Source organism: Streptococcus sp. 27098_8_91 (assembly GCF_041432385.1).
Lineage (GTDB): Bacteria > Bacillota > Bacilli > Lactobacillales > Streptococcaceae > Streptococcus.
Map to the genome: position 1 here is coordinate 108,404 of NZ_JAPVZN010000005.1, position 15,469 is coordinate 123,872.

At 38.1% G+C, this 15,469-nt stretch carries 16 protein-coding genes; 3 read left to right on the forward strand and 13 right to left on the reverse strand.

Annotated features, from left to right (window positions below):
• Positions 1-9: 9 nt before the first annotated feature.
• A complete protein-coding gene (gene cysK, locus O3611_RS06120; protein WP_371608097.1) occupies positions 10-936 on the forward strand; it encodes a cysteine synthase A in 927 nt (308 codons plus the stop codon).
• A gap of 114 nt (positions 937-1,050) precedes the next feature.
• On the opposite strand, the gene tsf is transcribed toward cysK, so the two are convergent.
• The 12 genes from tsf to yfmF form a co-directional block, all read right to left on the reverse strand.
• On the reverse strand, positions 1,051-2,091 hold the full coding sequence (gene tsf / locus O3611_RS06125; RefSeq protein ID WP_000808094.1) for a translation elongation factor Ts: 1,041 nt from the start codon (positions 2,089-2,091) through the stop codon (positions 1,051-1,053).
• 78 nt (positions 2,092-2,169) lie between these two features.
• The gene (gene rpsB / locus O3611_RS06130; RefSeq protein WP_000268462.1) at positions 2,170-2,952 is read right to left on the reverse strand and encodes a 30S ribosomal protein S2; all 783 of its coding nucleotides are present in this window, start codon (positions 2,950-2,952) and stop codon (positions 2,170-2,172) included.
• A gap of 300 nt (positions 2,953-3,252) precedes the next feature.
• Positions 3,253-4,458 (reverse strand): peptidoglycan hydrolase PcsB, encoded by a 1,206-nt coding sequence (gene pcsB / locus O3611_RS06135; protein WP_371608098.1) that lies wholly within the window; start codon positions 4,456-4,458, stop codon positions 3,253-3,255.
• Positions 4,459-4,549: 91 nt separating this feature from the next.
• Positions 4,550-5,044, reverse strand: coding sequence for a rod shape-determining protein MreD (mreD, locus tag O3611_RS06140; protein ID WP_153224649.1), 495 nt, complete (start codon positions 5,042-5,044; stop codon positions 4,550-4,552).
• Positions 5,041-5,862, reverse strand: coding sequence for a rod shape-determining protein MreC (gene mreC, locus O3611_RS06145; protein WP_315640208.1), 822 nt, complete (start codon positions 5,860-5,862; stop codon positions 5,041-5,043). Before mreC ends, mreD begins: the two co-directional genes overlap by 4 nt.
• Positions 5,863-5,883: 21 nt before the next feature.
• Positions 5,884-6,678: an energy-coupling factor transporter transmembrane protein EcfT gene (locus tag O3611_RS06150; RefSeq protein ID WP_371608099.1), complete on the reverse strand. Its 795-nt coding sequence runs from the start codon at positions 6,676-6,678 to the stop codon at positions 5,884-5,886.
• Positions 6,671-7,510, reverse strand: a complete 840-nt coding sequence (locus O3611_RS06155; RefSeq protein WP_371608100.1) for an energy-coupling factor transporter ATPase — start codon at positions 7,508-7,510, stop codon at positions 6,671-6,673. The genes O3611_RS06150 and O3611_RS06155 overlap by 8 nt, the downstream gene beginning before the upstream one ends.
• Complete coding sequence (locus tag O3611_RS06160; protein WP_371608101.1) at positions 7,495-8,313, reverse strand: energy-coupling factor ABC transporter ATP-binding protein; 819 nt, start codon at positions 8,311-8,313, stop codon at positions 7,495-7,497. The genes O3611_RS06155 and O3611_RS06160 overlap by 16 nt, the downstream gene beginning before the upstream one ends.
• A gap of 2 nt (positions 8,314-8,315) precedes the next feature.
• Positions 8,316-8,855: a CDP-diacylglycerol--glycerol-3-phosphate 3-phosphatidyltransferase gene (gene pgsA, locus O3611_RS06165; protein ID WP_371608102.1), complete on the reverse strand. Its 540-nt coding sequence runs from the start codon at positions 8,853-8,855 to the stop codon at positions 8,316-8,318.
• An 11-nt stretch (positions 8,856-8,866) separates the two neighbouring features.
• Positions 8,867-9,691 (reverse strand): cytoskeleton protein RodZ, encoded by an 825-nt coding sequence (gene rodZ / locus O3611_RS06170; protein ID WP_371608103.1) that lies wholly within the window; start codon positions 9,689-9,691, stop codon positions 8,867-8,869.
• Positions 9,692-9,728: 37 nt separating this feature from the next.
• Positions 9,729-11,012 carry an EF-P 5-aminopentanol modification-associated protein YfmH gene (gene yfmH / locus O3611_RS06175; protein ID WP_371608104.1) on the reverse strand — a complete coding sequence of 428 codons (1,284 nt, stop codon included), beginning with the start codon at positions 11,010-11,012 and terminating at the stop codon, positions 9,729-9,731.
• Positions 11,009-12,259: an EF-P 5-aminopentanol modification-associated protein YfmF gene (gene yfmF / locus O3611_RS06180; RefSeq protein WP_371608105.1), complete on the reverse strand. Its 1,251-nt coding sequence runs from the start codon at positions 12,257-12,259 to the stop codon at positions 11,009-11,011. Before yfmF ends, yfmH begins: the two co-directional genes overlap by 4 nt.
• A 161-nt stretch (positions 12,260-12,420) precedes the next feature.
• Between yfmF and yaaA the strand changes: the two genes are divergently transcribed.
• Complete coding sequence (gene yaaA / locus O3611_RS06185) at positions 12,421-12,789, forward strand: S4 domain-containing protein YaaA (protein ID WP_075231086.1); 369 nt, start codon at positions 12,421-12,423, stop codon at positions 12,787-12,789.
• 2 nt (positions 12,790-12,791) lie between these two features.
• Positions 12,792-13,883, forward strand: coding sequence for a DNA replication/repair protein RecF (gene recF / locus O3611_RS06190; protein WP_371608106.1), 1,092 nt, complete (start codon positions 12,792-12,794; stop codon positions 13,881-13,883).
• A 52-nt stretch (positions 13,884-13,935) separates the two neighbouring features.
• Here recF and guaB read toward each other — a convergent pair whose 3' ends face one another.
• Positions 13,936-15,414, reverse strand: coding sequence for an IMP dehydrogenase (gene guaB, locus O3611_RS06195; protein ID WP_000073437.1), 1,479 nt, complete (start codon positions 15,412-15,414; stop codon positions 13,936-13,938).
• Between the last annotated feature and the right edge of the window lie 55 nt (positions 15,415-15,469).

The window sequence follows — 15,469 nt, forward strand, 5'->3', positions numbered from 1 at the left end:
GGTGCTAATATGGCAATTTATAACAATATCACAGAACTCATCGGTAGAACACCGATTGTTAAATTGAATAACATTGTACCAGAAGGTGCAGCAGATGTTTATGTAAAACTTGAAGCTTTTAACCCAGGATCGTCAGTTAAGGACCGTATCGCCCTAAGCATGATTGAAAAAGCAGAACAAGAAGGTAAATTGAAACCTGGTTCTACCATTGTAGAAGCAACTAGTGGGAACACTGGTATTGGTCTCTCATGGGTTGGTGCCGCTAAAGGTTACAAAGTTGTTATCGTTATGCCTGAAACAATGAGCGTGGAACGTCGTAAAATTATCCAAGCTTATGGAGCTGAACTAGTCCTCACTCCTGGTAGCGAAGGAATGAAAGGTGCGATTGCAAAAGCGCAGGAAATTGCTGCTGAGCGTGATGGTTTCCTACCATTACAGTTTAATAACCAAGCTAACCCAGAGGTTCACGAAAGAACAACAGGAGCTGAAATTCTAGCTGATTTCGGAGCTGATGGTTTAGACGCCTTTGTTGCCGGTGTTGGTACTGGAGGAACTATTTCTGGTGTTTCTCATGCTCTTAAAACTGCTAACTCAAACATTCAAGTTTTTGCTGTTGAGGCAGACGAGTCAGCTATCTTGTCTGGTGAAAAGCCAGGTCCTCACAAAATTCAAGGTATCTCTGCTGGATTCATTCCAGATACACTTGATACAGAAGCTTACGATGGTATCGTTCGTGTAACATCAGATAATGCTCTAGCACTTGGCCGTGAAATCGGTGGAAAAGAAGGATTCTTAGTCGGTATTTCTTCTGCAGCAGCTATCTATGCAGCAATTGAAGTCGCTAAAAAACTTGGAGCAGGTAAAAAAGTCCTTGCGCTTGCACCAGATAACGGAGAACGTTATCTATCTACAGCACTCTATGAGTTTGAAGTATAGTCTCCTAAATACATTAAGCCCTAAGTATGGGGCTTTTTGTTTACCTTCAAAGAGATTCCTCTAAGTTCCCCTCCAACAAAAGAAAAGGAAGCTGATTTGCTTCCTTACTTTTTATTAGTTATTCAAGGCTGCTGCCATTGTAGCTGCAACTTCTGCTTCAAAGTCGTTTGCAGCTTTTTCGATACCTTCACCAACTTCAAAGCGAGCGAACTCAACTACTGAAGCATTAACTGATTCAAGGTAAGCTTCAACTGTCTTGCTGTCATCCATGATGTAAACTTGTGCAAGAAGTGTGTATGCTTGGTCAACTTTAGTGTTGTCAAGCAAGAAACGATCCATTTTACCTGGGATGATTTTATCCCAGATTTTTTCTGGTTTGCCTTCTGCAGCCAACTCAGCTTTAATATCAGCTTCAGCTTGAGCAATCACTTCATCAGTCAATTGAGCTTTTGATCCATATTTCAAGTGTGGAAGAGCTGGTTTACCAACCATAGCACGGCTTTCGTTATCTTGGTCGATAACGTGGTTCAATTGTGCCAACTCATCTTTAACAAATTGCTCATCCAATTCTTTGTATGAAAGAACTGTTGGTTTCATAGCAGCGATGTGCATTGAAATTTGTTTAGCAAGTGCTTCGTCTCCACCTTCGATTACAGAGATAACACCGATACGTCCACCGTTGTGTTGGTATGCTCCGAAGTGTTGTGCATCTGTTTTTTCAATCAAAGCAAAGCGACGGAATGAGATTTTTTCTCCGATAGTTGCTGTTGCAGACACATAAGCTGCTTCAAGAGTTTCACCTGAAGGCATTGTCAAAGCAAGAGCTTCTTCGTTATTAGCTGGTTTTCCTTCAGCGATTGCTTTAGCTGTTGCGTTTACCAACTCAACAAATTGAGCGTTTTTCGCAACGAAGTCAGTTTCAGCATTTACTTCAACAACTGCTGCAACGTTACCGTCAACATAAACACCAGTCAAACCTTCTGCAGCAACACGGTCAGCTTTCTTAGCTGCTTTTGCCATACCTTTTTCGCGAAGCAATTCGATCGCTTTTTCGATATCGCCTTCAACTTCAACCAATGCTTTTTTAGCGTCCATAACACCAGCACCAGATTTTTCACGCAACTCTTTAACAAGTTTAGCTGTAATTTCTGCCATTTTGATTCTCCTATATTTTTTAAAAATAGGAGAGCCGGGCTAAGCCCCGCCCTCCTAGGTAATTACTATTTATATGAATTAAGCGTTGTCGCCTTCTACAACTTCAACGATTTCTTCGATTGAGTCTGCTTGAGCTTCTGAAGCTGCAAATTCTGCTTCAACTGCTGCAACAGCATCTTCACCTTGGCGACCTTCGATGATAGCGTCTGCCAATTTAGCTGTAATCAACTTAACTGCGCGGATAGCATCATCGTTAGCTGGGATGATTACATCGATATCGTCTGGATCTGTGTTTGTGTCAACCATCGCTACAACTGGGATTCCCAATTTTTTAGCTTCTTTAACAGCGATTTGCTCTTTATGTGGGTCAACTACGTACATTACATCTGGGATACGAGGCATATCTTCGATACCACCCAAGAATTTTTCAAGACGTGCACGTTGTTTGTTAAGAAGCGCAACTTCTTTCTTAGGAAGAACTTCAAAAGTTCCATCTTCTTCCATACGTTTGATTTCTTTCAAACGAGCGATACGTTTTTGGATTGTTCCCCAGTTTGTAAGAGTTCCACCCAACCAACGGTGGTTGATGAAGTATTGACCTGAACGTACTGCTTCTTCAGCAACTGCGTCAGCTGCTTGTTTCTTAGTACCAACAAACAATACAACTGCATCGTTAGCTGCAGCATCACGCATGAAGTCGTATGCTTGGTCAGCGTATTTTACAGTTTGTTGCAAGTCGATAACGTGGATTCCGTTACGTTCAGTGAAGATGTACTTAGCCATCTTAGGGTTCCAGCGACGAGTTTGGTGACCAAAGTGTACACCAGCCTCAAGAAGTTGTTTCATTGAAATTACTGCCATGAGTATTTCTCCTTTTTGTTTTTTTCCTCTTCTTGATTTCAGCTTGCAAAACGACCCGAAGGCAACAGCTTCACAATTCATCAAGAATGAGTATTATCGTTTACACGACAATTTACATTGTATCATAGTTGAGCCTTTTTTTCAAGTAATTTTGCTAGTTTTTCAATGAAAACCCAAACGTCTCACACTAACTTCTACCATAGTGGAACTTAGTTTGGGTATTTAGCGAAAACTCAAACTTGGGATTTCACCATCTTATAAATAAGAAAAGAGACTCAAATTGAGTCTCGGTTTTTTTCATTAGTTTGGATAGATGTAAGTAACGTAGCCTTCAGAAGTTGTAGTTGGGTTGAACCATCCACGTTTGTTACTGATTGTACGATCTCCACCGTAGTTAGATTCAGATACCTGAATACTTGATGATGATGAAACAGCTGTAACAACCGCTACGTGTCCATATCCTCCATCATTCCAACATGCAATCGCACCAACTTGTGGTTGAGAACCAGTACGGAATCCTGCTGCAGCTGCACTTGTTGCCCACTGCGCTCCGTTACCCCAGTAATCTCCAGCCCAAGGTGCCAATGTTTTAGCTCCCCAAGTACATTCACCAGTTGGATAACTTGAAGCATTTGTACTATATGTTGGACGTGATGTTGTACGAGTAGCTACAGGTGTGTAGCTTGAATCATCATCTGATGATGAAGAACTTGAAGTTGCTTGCACTTGTGCAGCAAAGCTTGTATTTGCTGATGCTGCAACTGATTGTTGTTGACTTGCTTGTCTAGCTTTATAAGCTGCTTCTGCCTCTGCTGCCGCTTTAGCTTCTGCCTCTGCTGCTGCTTTTTGCTCCAACAAGCTAGTTTTTTCATTTTCTGCTGTAGCTTTTTCAGCTGCAAGATTTAACTCAGCTACTTTCAATTCTGCTTGTTTTGTTGTCAAAGCTTGAGCATCGTCAGCAAGTGTTTGTTGGTTAGCAATGACTGTATTGATTGCTTCGTTGTTTGCAACTTGTTTTTCAGAGATAGCTTTCTTATCTTCTTTTTGTTGCTGCAACATTTTATTGTTTGCTGATACGATTTCACTCATAGCTGCTACACGAGAAATAGCTTCTGTGATTGAGTCAGAGTTAATAATCGTATTGATGTAGCTTGTAGCAGTTCCGTTCGTTTGTGCACTACGAGCTTGGTTTTCAAGCGATGCATTACGAGCTACAATATTTTTTGAAAGCTCTGCGATTTCACCTTCAAGTTTTTTAGATTCTTCTTGAAGTTTTTCGTTTTCAGATTGCAATTTTTCTTGCTCTGATTGAATAGCTGAAACTTTAGTTTGAATTTCGTCTACTTGTTTTTGAGCTTCTTTCTGTTGAGCTGTCAAGTTACTAATTTTACTATCTTGAGCAGCAATCTTTTCATCTGTTGTATTTGCTTTAACACTTGAAAGAACAGCTCCTTGTGAGACCAATACTGTACTTAACAAAAGTGATGCTAGGATTTTTTTCTTCATAAGTGTGAATACTCCTTCTTTTAAGACAATACTAGTATATCAAAAAAAGGCCTAATAAATATTACGCCTTTATTACAGTTTTGTTTCTTTCTTATAGATATATTTTTTCAAAAATAAACTGGAAAACTAACATCCATAGACAGTTTAATATCATTGACGGAACTAGACCATAAACGATAAAGACTGTTATACTTTCAGCAGTTAATCCAATCATTTGCGCTAGAAGAAAACTACCAAATTCAAAAGAGAAAGTCATCATTAAAATAGCTAATAGTCTAGTCCATCTATTTGATAAAATAATCGCATTATTTTTATAAATGATCGCACCAATAATCACAAAAAGAAGACTAGCAATCCCTACTAAATGGAAAAAATAAATATCGTATATAAGACCAATAAATAAGCAATAAACTAAAAATAGATACTCCGATACTTCAATAGTTTCAAACAACAAGAAGATGAAGATAAAGTGACTCACAATTTGAAAATGTGGAAAAAAACTATTTACAAATTGCCCTAAATGACTGTCTATTAAGACAACTATAGGCAAGAGTAAAAACATCCCTATCTGCTTCAACAGTCTCATGATTGGTTCCCCACTAACTCTACGACTTTGGTATTCATTGAATCAGACTGAAGTTTGACTAACACCTCTCTTGTCAGATAGTCATTGCTATGCGTCACAGATTCGACCTCACCTACTGGAATGTCAGTAGCATTAAAATTACCAAGACCACCAGTTACTACCTTGTCTCCTTGACTGATATCACTACTACTATTTAACTGGCTTATTTTAAGCAAGTCTTTTTCTTTGTCGTACCCAATGATAATACCATATATACTAGTAGAACCGTGCTGAATTTTAACGGAGATTTTCTCCGTATTTTCCGCGTTGGTCAATAAGTTGACCACAGTAGAGTTATCTTCAATCTTTCCCACGCTTCCAATCAGTCCCCCACCAGCAATCACAAGCATATTACTGGTCACGCCTTGTTGAGAACCTGCATCAATTGTCAACTCTTGTTTCCAGGTTGCAGGAGTTCTCATGATGACGTCAGAAGCAATTAACTTGGTTGCACTCAATTTTGACTTCATATCCAATAACTGACGTAGTTGCTCATTTTCTTCCTTCAAACTTTCTGCTTCATTCGTTTCCTTCTTCATCTGATAGAGTTCTTTTTTGAGAGTTTCATTCTCGTTATAGGTTCTGGTCAAACGACCTAAATCAGATTTTACGGAAGAAAGCCATTGAAAAGGCTTTTGCACTATTCTATCGACTAATGAAATGCCATCTCCAGCTTTTGTTACAACTGCACTTGATTGTGTTGTCACTAAAAAAACGGATACTACTAATACAACGACAAATAGAACAATGATATATTTTGATTTTTTAAAACGGTTCATACCTCTACCTTATATTACATTCTAAGATTTTAGCAAAAATAGAATTGCACCCAATACACAAACAAATAATAGCGCCATACTGTCTCTGTTCATCCAATTTAACTGTCGATACTGACTGCGTCCATTCCCACCTTGATACCCCCTAGCTTCCATGGCTGTAGCAAGAGAATCCGCTCTTTTCAAACTGGTAGCGAACAAAGGAATCAAAATAGGAATCATAGCCTTAACCTTTTGAATTACATTTCCTTCTCCAAAATCTACACCACGCGCCTTTTGAGCATTCATAATGCGAATCGTATCATCCATCAAGGTTGGTACAAATCGCAAACTCATAGACAACATGAGCCCAATCTCATGAACTGGAACCTTAAATCTTTTTAAAGGTCCAAGCAAGGATTCAACCGCCGTCGCTAAACTAAGAGGCATGGTCGTCAAGGTTAGCAGGGTTGAGAAAAAGATAATCAACACAAAACGACAAAAAATAATTCCTGCCTGCTCAATACCATAGCTTGTGATTTTTATAAATCCCATCTCGAACAAGACTTGACCACCAGAGATAAAGAACAGTTGAAAAAGGGTTGTAAAAGCAATCAGAAAAAACATAGACCGCAAACCTTTTATAAAAAAAGATAAGGGAACTTCTGATAAAATGACAAATATGCCTGTTGCAATGAAGAGTATGAGATTTGTAATTGGATTATTGGCCCAAAAAGCGATGATGATCAATAAAATCATTGCTACTAACTTACTACGAGGATCCAAACGATGAATAATCGAATTTCCTGGTATGTATCGACCTAAAATCATATTATCCATTGATAAACTCCTTAAACTCCTCTATCGTTATCGGCAATTGTTCGAAAGAAATTCCTCTGTCAACTAGCCTTTGAGCAAATCGTGTGATTTTAGGAACACCCAATTGGATTTTTTCCATAAATTCGACATTTTGAAAGACAAGACTTGGCTTCCCACCCTTAACTAGTTTCCCTTTTTCCATCACATAAACTTGGTCAGCAAATTCGGCCACATCATCCATAAGGTGGGTTACTAAAACAATTGTTATGCCATCTTGATGAAGCTTTTTAAACAAGGCCATCAACTCTTTTCGACCAATTGGATCCAAACCAGCTGTTGGTTCGTCTAAGACCAAAATGCTAGGCTCCATCGCCAAAATTCCAGCAATAGCAACCCTTCTCATCTGGCCGCCTGAAAGTTCAAATGGACTTCGTTCAAAGAGTGATTCATCGATTCCTACTAAAGCTAGTTTTTCACGCGCAATAGCTTCTGCCTCTTCTACAGAAACTCCAAAATTTTGAGGGCCAAAAGCCACATCTTTTAAGACAGTCTCCTCAAAAATTTGATTCTCTGCAAACTGAAATACCAACCCAACTTGTTTACGAATTTGACGAATTTGCTTATTGACGGATGTTGATGTAATCAACGTATCAAAAACACGAACACTTCCCTCTGTAGGAACCAACAAACCATTCAAAAGTTGAAGGATTGTAGACTTTCCGCTTCCTGTATGCCCAATAATCGCAGTATAAGAGCCATCCTCTATTGACAAACTGACGTCGGACAAGGCAGCTGAGGCAAACGGCGTTCCTTCTTGATACGTATAACTAACATTGTCTAGAATAATTCCCATAAAGCCTCCTCGAGCTCCTCCTCGGTCAGGTAGAATTTTAAGCCATTATCACGCAGTGATTGTTTTAATTGGTTGACAAAGGGTTGATCTAAGCCAATTTGATCTAAATCTGACCTAGAAAATAACTCTCTAGGAGTGCTAGTTGACTCGACTTCTCCTTTTTTCATCACCAAAACTCTGTCACTCATAGCAACCTCATCCAAATCATGCGTAATGGAGATGACTGTCATCTGATGGTCTTTGCGAATCTTCTGGACTATCTTAATCAACTCTAATCGTCCCTCAGGGTCCAACATACTTGTAGCCTCATCCAAGATTAAAATATCTGGTCGCAGAGCAACAACTCCTGCAATAGCTACTCTCTGTTTCTGACCTCCTGACAGGCGAGCTGGTTCCTTTTTAGCAAATTCAGCCATCCCAACCAATGATAAAGCCTCAGAAACACGTTTCTTCATCTCTTCAAGTGGGATTCCTTGATTTTCCAATCCAAAAGCAACGTCGTCTTCAACAGTTGCTCCTACGAATTGGTTATCAGGATTTTGAAAGACCATACCAATCTTACGTCTTTTTTCCCAGACATTTTCTGGAGTTAGGCAATCACCGTCTATCCAAATTTCCCCTGATTCGGCCTCAAGTAAACCGTCAATCAAGCGAACAGTCGTTGACTTGCCACTACCATTATGACCAACGATAGACAACCACTCTCCACGTTTCACGTGAAACGTAATATTATGAACATCATAGTGTTCTTGATCTGCCTGATATCGAAAAGACAGATTTTTTATCTCAATAATCGATTCCATATCTAGCGAAAGGTTCCTTTAAATAAATACGCACTTCCCTTGAAATAATCATAACCAGAATAAACTGTGAAGAACAAGGCAATATAAAGAGTTATCTGACCAAACACATTCCAGTGAAGCAACAAGAAGATAATCGCAAACATCTGACTAAATGTCTTTATTTTTCCAGGCATTGCAGCAGCTAGAACAGTCCCGCCTGTTTCGACTAAGAGCAGGCGCAACCCGGTAACTGCAAGTTCTCGACAAATAATAACTGCTACCACCCAAGCTGGTGCCATATTTAGACCAACTAGCATAATAAATGCTGACATAACCAATAATTTATCAGCCATCGGATCCGCAAACTTACCGAAATTACTAACCACCTGCCATTTTCTAGCTAAATATCCATCCAAATAGTCCGTGATGCTAGCAATAGCAAAAATAATTGCTGCTGTTATATGTAATACTGGAGACGGTCCAAATGATAGAAGAAGAACAAAAATGGGAATAAATAAAATTCTACCAATCGTTAGTATGTTAGGAATATTCTCTTTTTTCATATTATCCTTCCTTAATTTGAACTCATTGTCAGTTTAATCCAGCCAGTTTCCCCAGCCAATTTTGAAGTATCGATTTCCTGATTATCGATTTTCACTGTTACTCCTTTAACAACTCCCAATGTAATTGTTACAGGATTGTCTTTCGAAATCGTTGTTTTAGCTGTTTTATTATTAGGTTCGAGAGTCACTCCTCCTGCCAAGTCAGTATTCGAAACACTGATCCAGCTCGTTACATCGCTAACAGAAAATTGAAGCTCAACTGAATCTTTAGAAGTTTTGTATTCTGCTGCTATCGTATCTCCCTGACCAGAAATGATCACAGAAGAGGCATCACTCGAACTTGATGAACTAGTAGATTGGCTACTACTTGATGGCTCACTACTGGAAGTACTTGTTGAACTCACAACACTATAACTTGCTGTAGCTGGCGTAGTTGGTTGGGTTTGAATGTAATTCCACACATAGTAGGTTACAAAAATTAAAATTAATGAAGACAAGAGAACAAAGTAAAATAGCGGGAGAAATGAATTCTTCTTGCGAATAGAACGTCTACGTCCTGAAAGCTCAATCTCATCAACATCTACTTCCTCATAGGTAATCATACTACCTGAATCATAGGCATCTAGAACGATATTTTCATCTAATTCAACAGCCCAAGCATACTTTCTCAAAAATGAACGAGCATAAAAAGTACTCGGTAGTTTGTCAAAATCATCTGACTCCATTGCCTCCAACAAATCCAGCTGAATATCTGTCTTTCTGTGCAATTCCTCTAAGCTCAGTCCTTGGTTAATCCTTGCAAGGCGTAAGACCTCGCCAATTGTTTTTTTTCTCATACTTAACATTCCTTCTTTCTAGTGTATTTTCTAGCGATTATATCGGAAAAATTGTACAATCAACCATGTCGCTATTATCTATCAAATCATGTCCTGCTTCTAGAACATCCTCAAGAGTAATTTCCTGCAAAAGTTTAGGAAGGTCAAACAGGGTAGAACCTGTATCGGTTGGATGATACTGAGTGGCAATGTATTCTAGGGAATCCATACTATGAAGAAATTCTCCATACATCTCAGTTTTTACAATATCCAAGTGATCCTCAGTTACATCCTCATCTTTCATAAAATTGCGAATAGCTTTACGAAATTGATGAGAAAGTGCCACAGGTTCCTTTGTATCCATTGTTAATATCACAAAATGGAAACGAGGATCAACTTCTATTTCTAGAGACAGGGAAGCATCCAGTTTACCTGTCTCATATAATTTTTGAAATCTTTGTGAAGTCCAACCAAACATCATTGTAAACAACAATTTCAATAAAAGATGATAACGATACTGATCTCGACTTCCGATATCTTCATTTCCTCTAATACCGATTGCTAGTTTTGGAGAAGCCACGTCCATCCGTAAACTTTCAGTAGTCTTTACAGGATGTAAAGGTATTTTTTCTCTCTTAAACTCATGTTTTTTTTCTTGAGGATGAGATTTCTTAGCAAAATAATCTTCAAGGAGTTCAAAATCAAAATTCCCCACTAAAAAGATATTACTATTGACAGGTCTGTAAAACTCTTTAAAGTTCTCTTTTAAATCCTCCAAACAAATAGCATCAATAGAGTTTTCACTACCAACAATATCTGAAGCTAAAGAACTTTCTGGATAGAGATTTGCCAAAGTCTTGAAAAATAGACAAGAATCCGGATCATCCTGATACATTTCTCTTTCCTGTTGAATGATATCCTTTTCGCGTTCCACAGATTCTTCAGTCATATTGAAAGTAGTGACAAGTTCTTCTAGCAAATCTAAACACTCTAGAACATTTTCAGAAGTCGAGAAAAGATAGCTAGTGTTCGTAAAGCTCGTAAAGGCATTACTTTCAGCACCCAACTCTGTAAAAGCTGCCATAACATCTCCAGAATCTTCTCTTTCAAAAAGCTTATGTTCTAAGAAATGAGCGATTCCTTGTGGATATTGTTGTAAGTCCTTATCATCCACTGTAAACCTTGTGTCAACAGAACCGACTTGGACACTTACAACGCCATAAACCTCGTTAAAGTCCTTTTTAGGTAGTAAAGTAACTGTCAAACCATTTTCTAATCTAGTTTGATACAAAGTTTCTTTTACAGCAGGATAATATTTCTTTTGAAAAGTAGGTCTGGTCATTCTGCTCCTTCCATAAAATAAATAGCCTGCAACTTAAAACTGTTTGCTGCTTCACAAATTGCTTCTCTATCAACTTGTTCAAGCTTATCGATTAAAGATTTTGTGTCAAGATTCGCCTTCCCAAAAAAAGTTGACAGATAATATTTATCGACGATAGAATCTTGATTATCCTGAGCAAGTAGTAAGGATCGACGAATCATTTGTTTGGTCTGATCAATTTCCTTATCTGTAAACTTGCCATTTTTTATGTCAAGTAACTGATGATTCATCAATTTTCTTACTTTGTTTCGATTTTGCCGATCAATTCCAGCAAACAATCGTAAAAATCCACTAAAGAGATCCAAATGACTTGATACCGTATAGGCCAGTCCTTCTTTTTCTCTCACTTGGGTAAATAGTTTCGAATGAGGAAAGGCTCCTAAAAGACCATTGACAAAAAGCACTGCCATCTGTTCTTCATCACCATATGCCACTGAACTATGGTAGCCCATCTCTAAAACAGACTGTCCTAATCTCTTTCTAACAATACCTTCTCTAAGAATATTAGAATAGGGTTGCTGATATTGAATGTTTACAGCTGATTTACGACCTATTAACGGAAATTTATGTAAAAACTCTAAAACTTCAATTTCATTAAAATCGCCTAAGAAGAAAATATCTATTTGGTCTTCTTTTAGCATTTTTTGATAGCTTGAAAAACATGTTTTTGAATTCTCTTCTGAAATTCTAGAAATCAAATCTTTTGGAACTAGCTGCATTGATTCTTCTTGGAAAAACAATTGATCTAACTCTTTATGTGCAAAGAAGAATGGGTCTTCCAATTCTGATTCTAGCCTTGATAAGATCTGTTTTTTCTCGATGTCAAAAGCATTTTTCTCAAATCCATCCTCATCCGACAATGGTGTAAACAGAACCTGGTGCAGTAATTCTAAAATTTGAGAAGTTAATACGTTTTTCTTACTTAAAAATTCATCACGCACATAGGTAATATTCAAATCCACAAGATGACTTTGTCCTCTTCGATAGGCGTGCGCTGACAAATCAGTTCCATACAAGGTTGCTAAACGTTTTCTAAACAGTTGAGCAGTTGGATAACTTTGGTTGGCAGTTTCAAACATACTGGCACTTAACATGCGACTTGAAATTGAATCCAAAGACAATGGAGCTGTGAAACGCACAGTAATTTTATTAGTTTTAAATTTTTTTGATTGGATAAAATGCACTGCAATTCCAGGTACTAACTCCATCGCTTACCTCCTTCTACATAGAGTTCTATTATACCATGAAAAGAGAAAATTTTCTTGTTCTCTTTATTCCTTTTAGAATTAAAATCGCTTTCATTTCTAATGAATTTACCTCTGCCATTTCAAGGTAAAATATGGTATAATACCAAAGATTGAGGTGAACTATGGAATACAAATTATTTGAAGAATTTATCACTCTCCAAGCTCTCTTGAAAGAACTTGGTATTATACACAGTGGCGGAGCCATTAAATCCTTTTTAGCTGAGCATCTTGTCTACTTTAATGGCGAATTGGAAAATCGTCGTGGGAAAAAAGTAAGAATCGGAGACTCCATCGACATTCCTGATTTGAAAATCCACATCATTTTGACTCAACCTAGTCAAGAAGAACAGGAAGAATATCTTCAAGAAAAACTTGAGAAAGAACGTGTGGCTAAACTTGTCAAAGAAATGAATAAGACGGTCAAAAAAAAGCCAACAAAAAAGACCCAGAAAGCTGAAACAAAAACTGCGCCACGTTTCCCAGGTAGATAAGTATGTGGCTGAAAAATTTATCCATCAAACAATTTCGAAACTATCAGGATACTGAAATTGAATTTAATCCTAAATTGAATGTATTTGTTGGTCGAAATGCACAAGGCAAAACCAATCTCCTGGAAAGTATTTACTTTTTAGCTTTAACTAGAAGCCATCGGACAAAGACAGACAAAAATTTAATTCAATTTGAAGAAGAACAGCTTCAAGTTTCTGGAATTCTTCAAAAACGAACGGCTACTGTTCCACTTGAGATTGACTTGACTCCAAAAGGTCGGATTACTAAAGTTAATCACTTAAAACAAGCTCGGCTATCTGACTATATTGGACACATGAATGTTGTTCTATTTGCACCCGAAGATTTACAACTTGTCAAAGGAGCACCTGCTATCCGACGTAAGTTTATAGATATGGAACTAGGACAAATCAAACCCATATACTTGTCAGACTTGTCAAGCTACAACCATGTGCTCAAACAAAGAAATACCTACTTAAAATCAGCGAATCAGATTGACGAAACATTTTTATCTGTTCTAGATGACCAGCTAGTAGACTACGGTTGTCGGGTGATGGTCCACAGAGAAGAATTTATAAAAAAAATGGAATCTTTTGGTCGTGAAAAGCACTTTGATATTTCAGACCAATTAGAAGAGTTGTCAATTCGTTATCAACCATCCGTAAACTTCACTGACAAGGGAAAACTAGCAGAATCTTTCTATGCAGCACTTCAAAAAAGTAGATCAAGAGATTTATTTAAGAAGAATACTGGAGTTGGTCCTCATCGAGATGATATGATTTTCTTAATCAACGGTATAGAAGCAAGTTTTGGCAGTCAAGGACAGCATCGTAGCCTTGTCCTCTCTATCAAACTAGCTGAAATTGAGTTGATGGAGAGTATTACCAAGGAAGCGCCTATTCTTTTACTTGACGATGTTATGAGTGAACTTGACAATACTCGTCAACTTAAATTATTAGAGACTATATCTCAAAACATTCAAACCTTTATTACTACAACTAGTTTAGAGCATCTTCAGAACTTACCTGATAATCTCAGTGTATTTACAGTAAAAGATGGTCAATTGTCTGTAAACTAATATTTACAATATTGTAATAAAAAAATCTCCTGTCAAACAGGAGATTTTTTTATTACATTGAGTAGTTTGGTGCTTCATTTGTGATTTGCACATCGTGTGGATGGCTTTCTTTTAGACCAGCACCAGACATTTCGATAAACTGAGCATTGTCATGTAATTCTTTTAGGTTAGCAGCACCACAGTAACCCATACCAGAACGAATACCACCAATCATTTGGAAGACGATATCGGCTGCTGCACCTTTATAAGCAACACGACCTTCGATTCCTTCTGGAACCAGTTTGTTTGCTTCATTGACAGAACCTTGGAAGTAACGGTCGCTTGACCCCTTCTTCATAGCAGCAATTGAGCCCATACCGCGGTATGTCTTGAACTTACGTCCTTGGAAGATTTCAGTTTCACCTGGAGCTTCATCTGTTCCCGCGAACATTGAACCAAGCATTACTGCATTTCCACCAGCAGCAAGAGCTTTTACAATATCGCCAGAATACTTGATTCCACCATCAGCGATGATTGTTTTGCCATATTCACGCGCAACTGCTGCCGCATCATAGATAGCTGTAACTTGTGGAACTCCGACACCTGCAATAACACGAGTTGTACAGATTGAACCTGGTCCAATACCAACTTTAACAACGTCAACTCCTGCGTCATAAAGGGCACGCGCACCTTCAGCAGTAGCGATGTTCCCAGCAATCAGTGTACGGTCTGGGAAATGCGCACGGATTTCAGCGATTTTACGAAGAACACCCGCTGAGTGACCATGAGCAGTATCGATAACAATGGCATCAGCCCCTGCTTCAAAGAGGGCTTCAGCACGTTCAAATGTATCAGAAGTAACACCTACCGCACCAGCAACAAGAAGACGACCAAATTCATCTTTTGCAGCATTTGGAAATTCAATTACTTTTTCAATATCTTTGATTGTGATCAAGCCAGAAAGACGACCTTTTTCATCAACCAGTGGAAGTTTTTCAATACGGTGTTCTTGAAGAATGCTCTCAGCAGTTTTTAAGTCTGTACCAACTGGAGCAGTAACCAAGTTTTCACTGGTCATGTGTTTTGAAATTGGTTGATTGTAATCTGAAATAAAACGAAGGTCTCGGTTTGTTAAAATACCAACCAATTTACGATTTTCAAGAGTTTCAACCACTGGAACACCACTGATACGGTAACGTCCCATGAGTTCATCTGCTTCTGCAATTGTATGCTCTGGAGTCAAGAAGAATGGATCAATGATAACACCATTTTCAGAACGTTTTACCTTACGAACTTCATCTGCCTGCTGCTCAATAGACATATTTTTATGGATAACACCAAGACCACCTGCACGCGCAATAGCAATAGCCATTTGGCTTTCTGTTACAGTATCCATGGCTGCTGTAATAATTGGGATATTTAAAGTCAAATTATCTGCCAATTTTGTTGTTAAATCTGCATCATTAGGCAATACATGACTCTCTGCTGGAATAAGCAATACATCATCAAAGGTAAAACCTTTTTTCAAAAATTTAGTGTCCCAATTAGACATTGAAATTTCCTCTTTTCTTTCTTTTTGAGCTTGACGCTTTTTGTATTGTATCTAT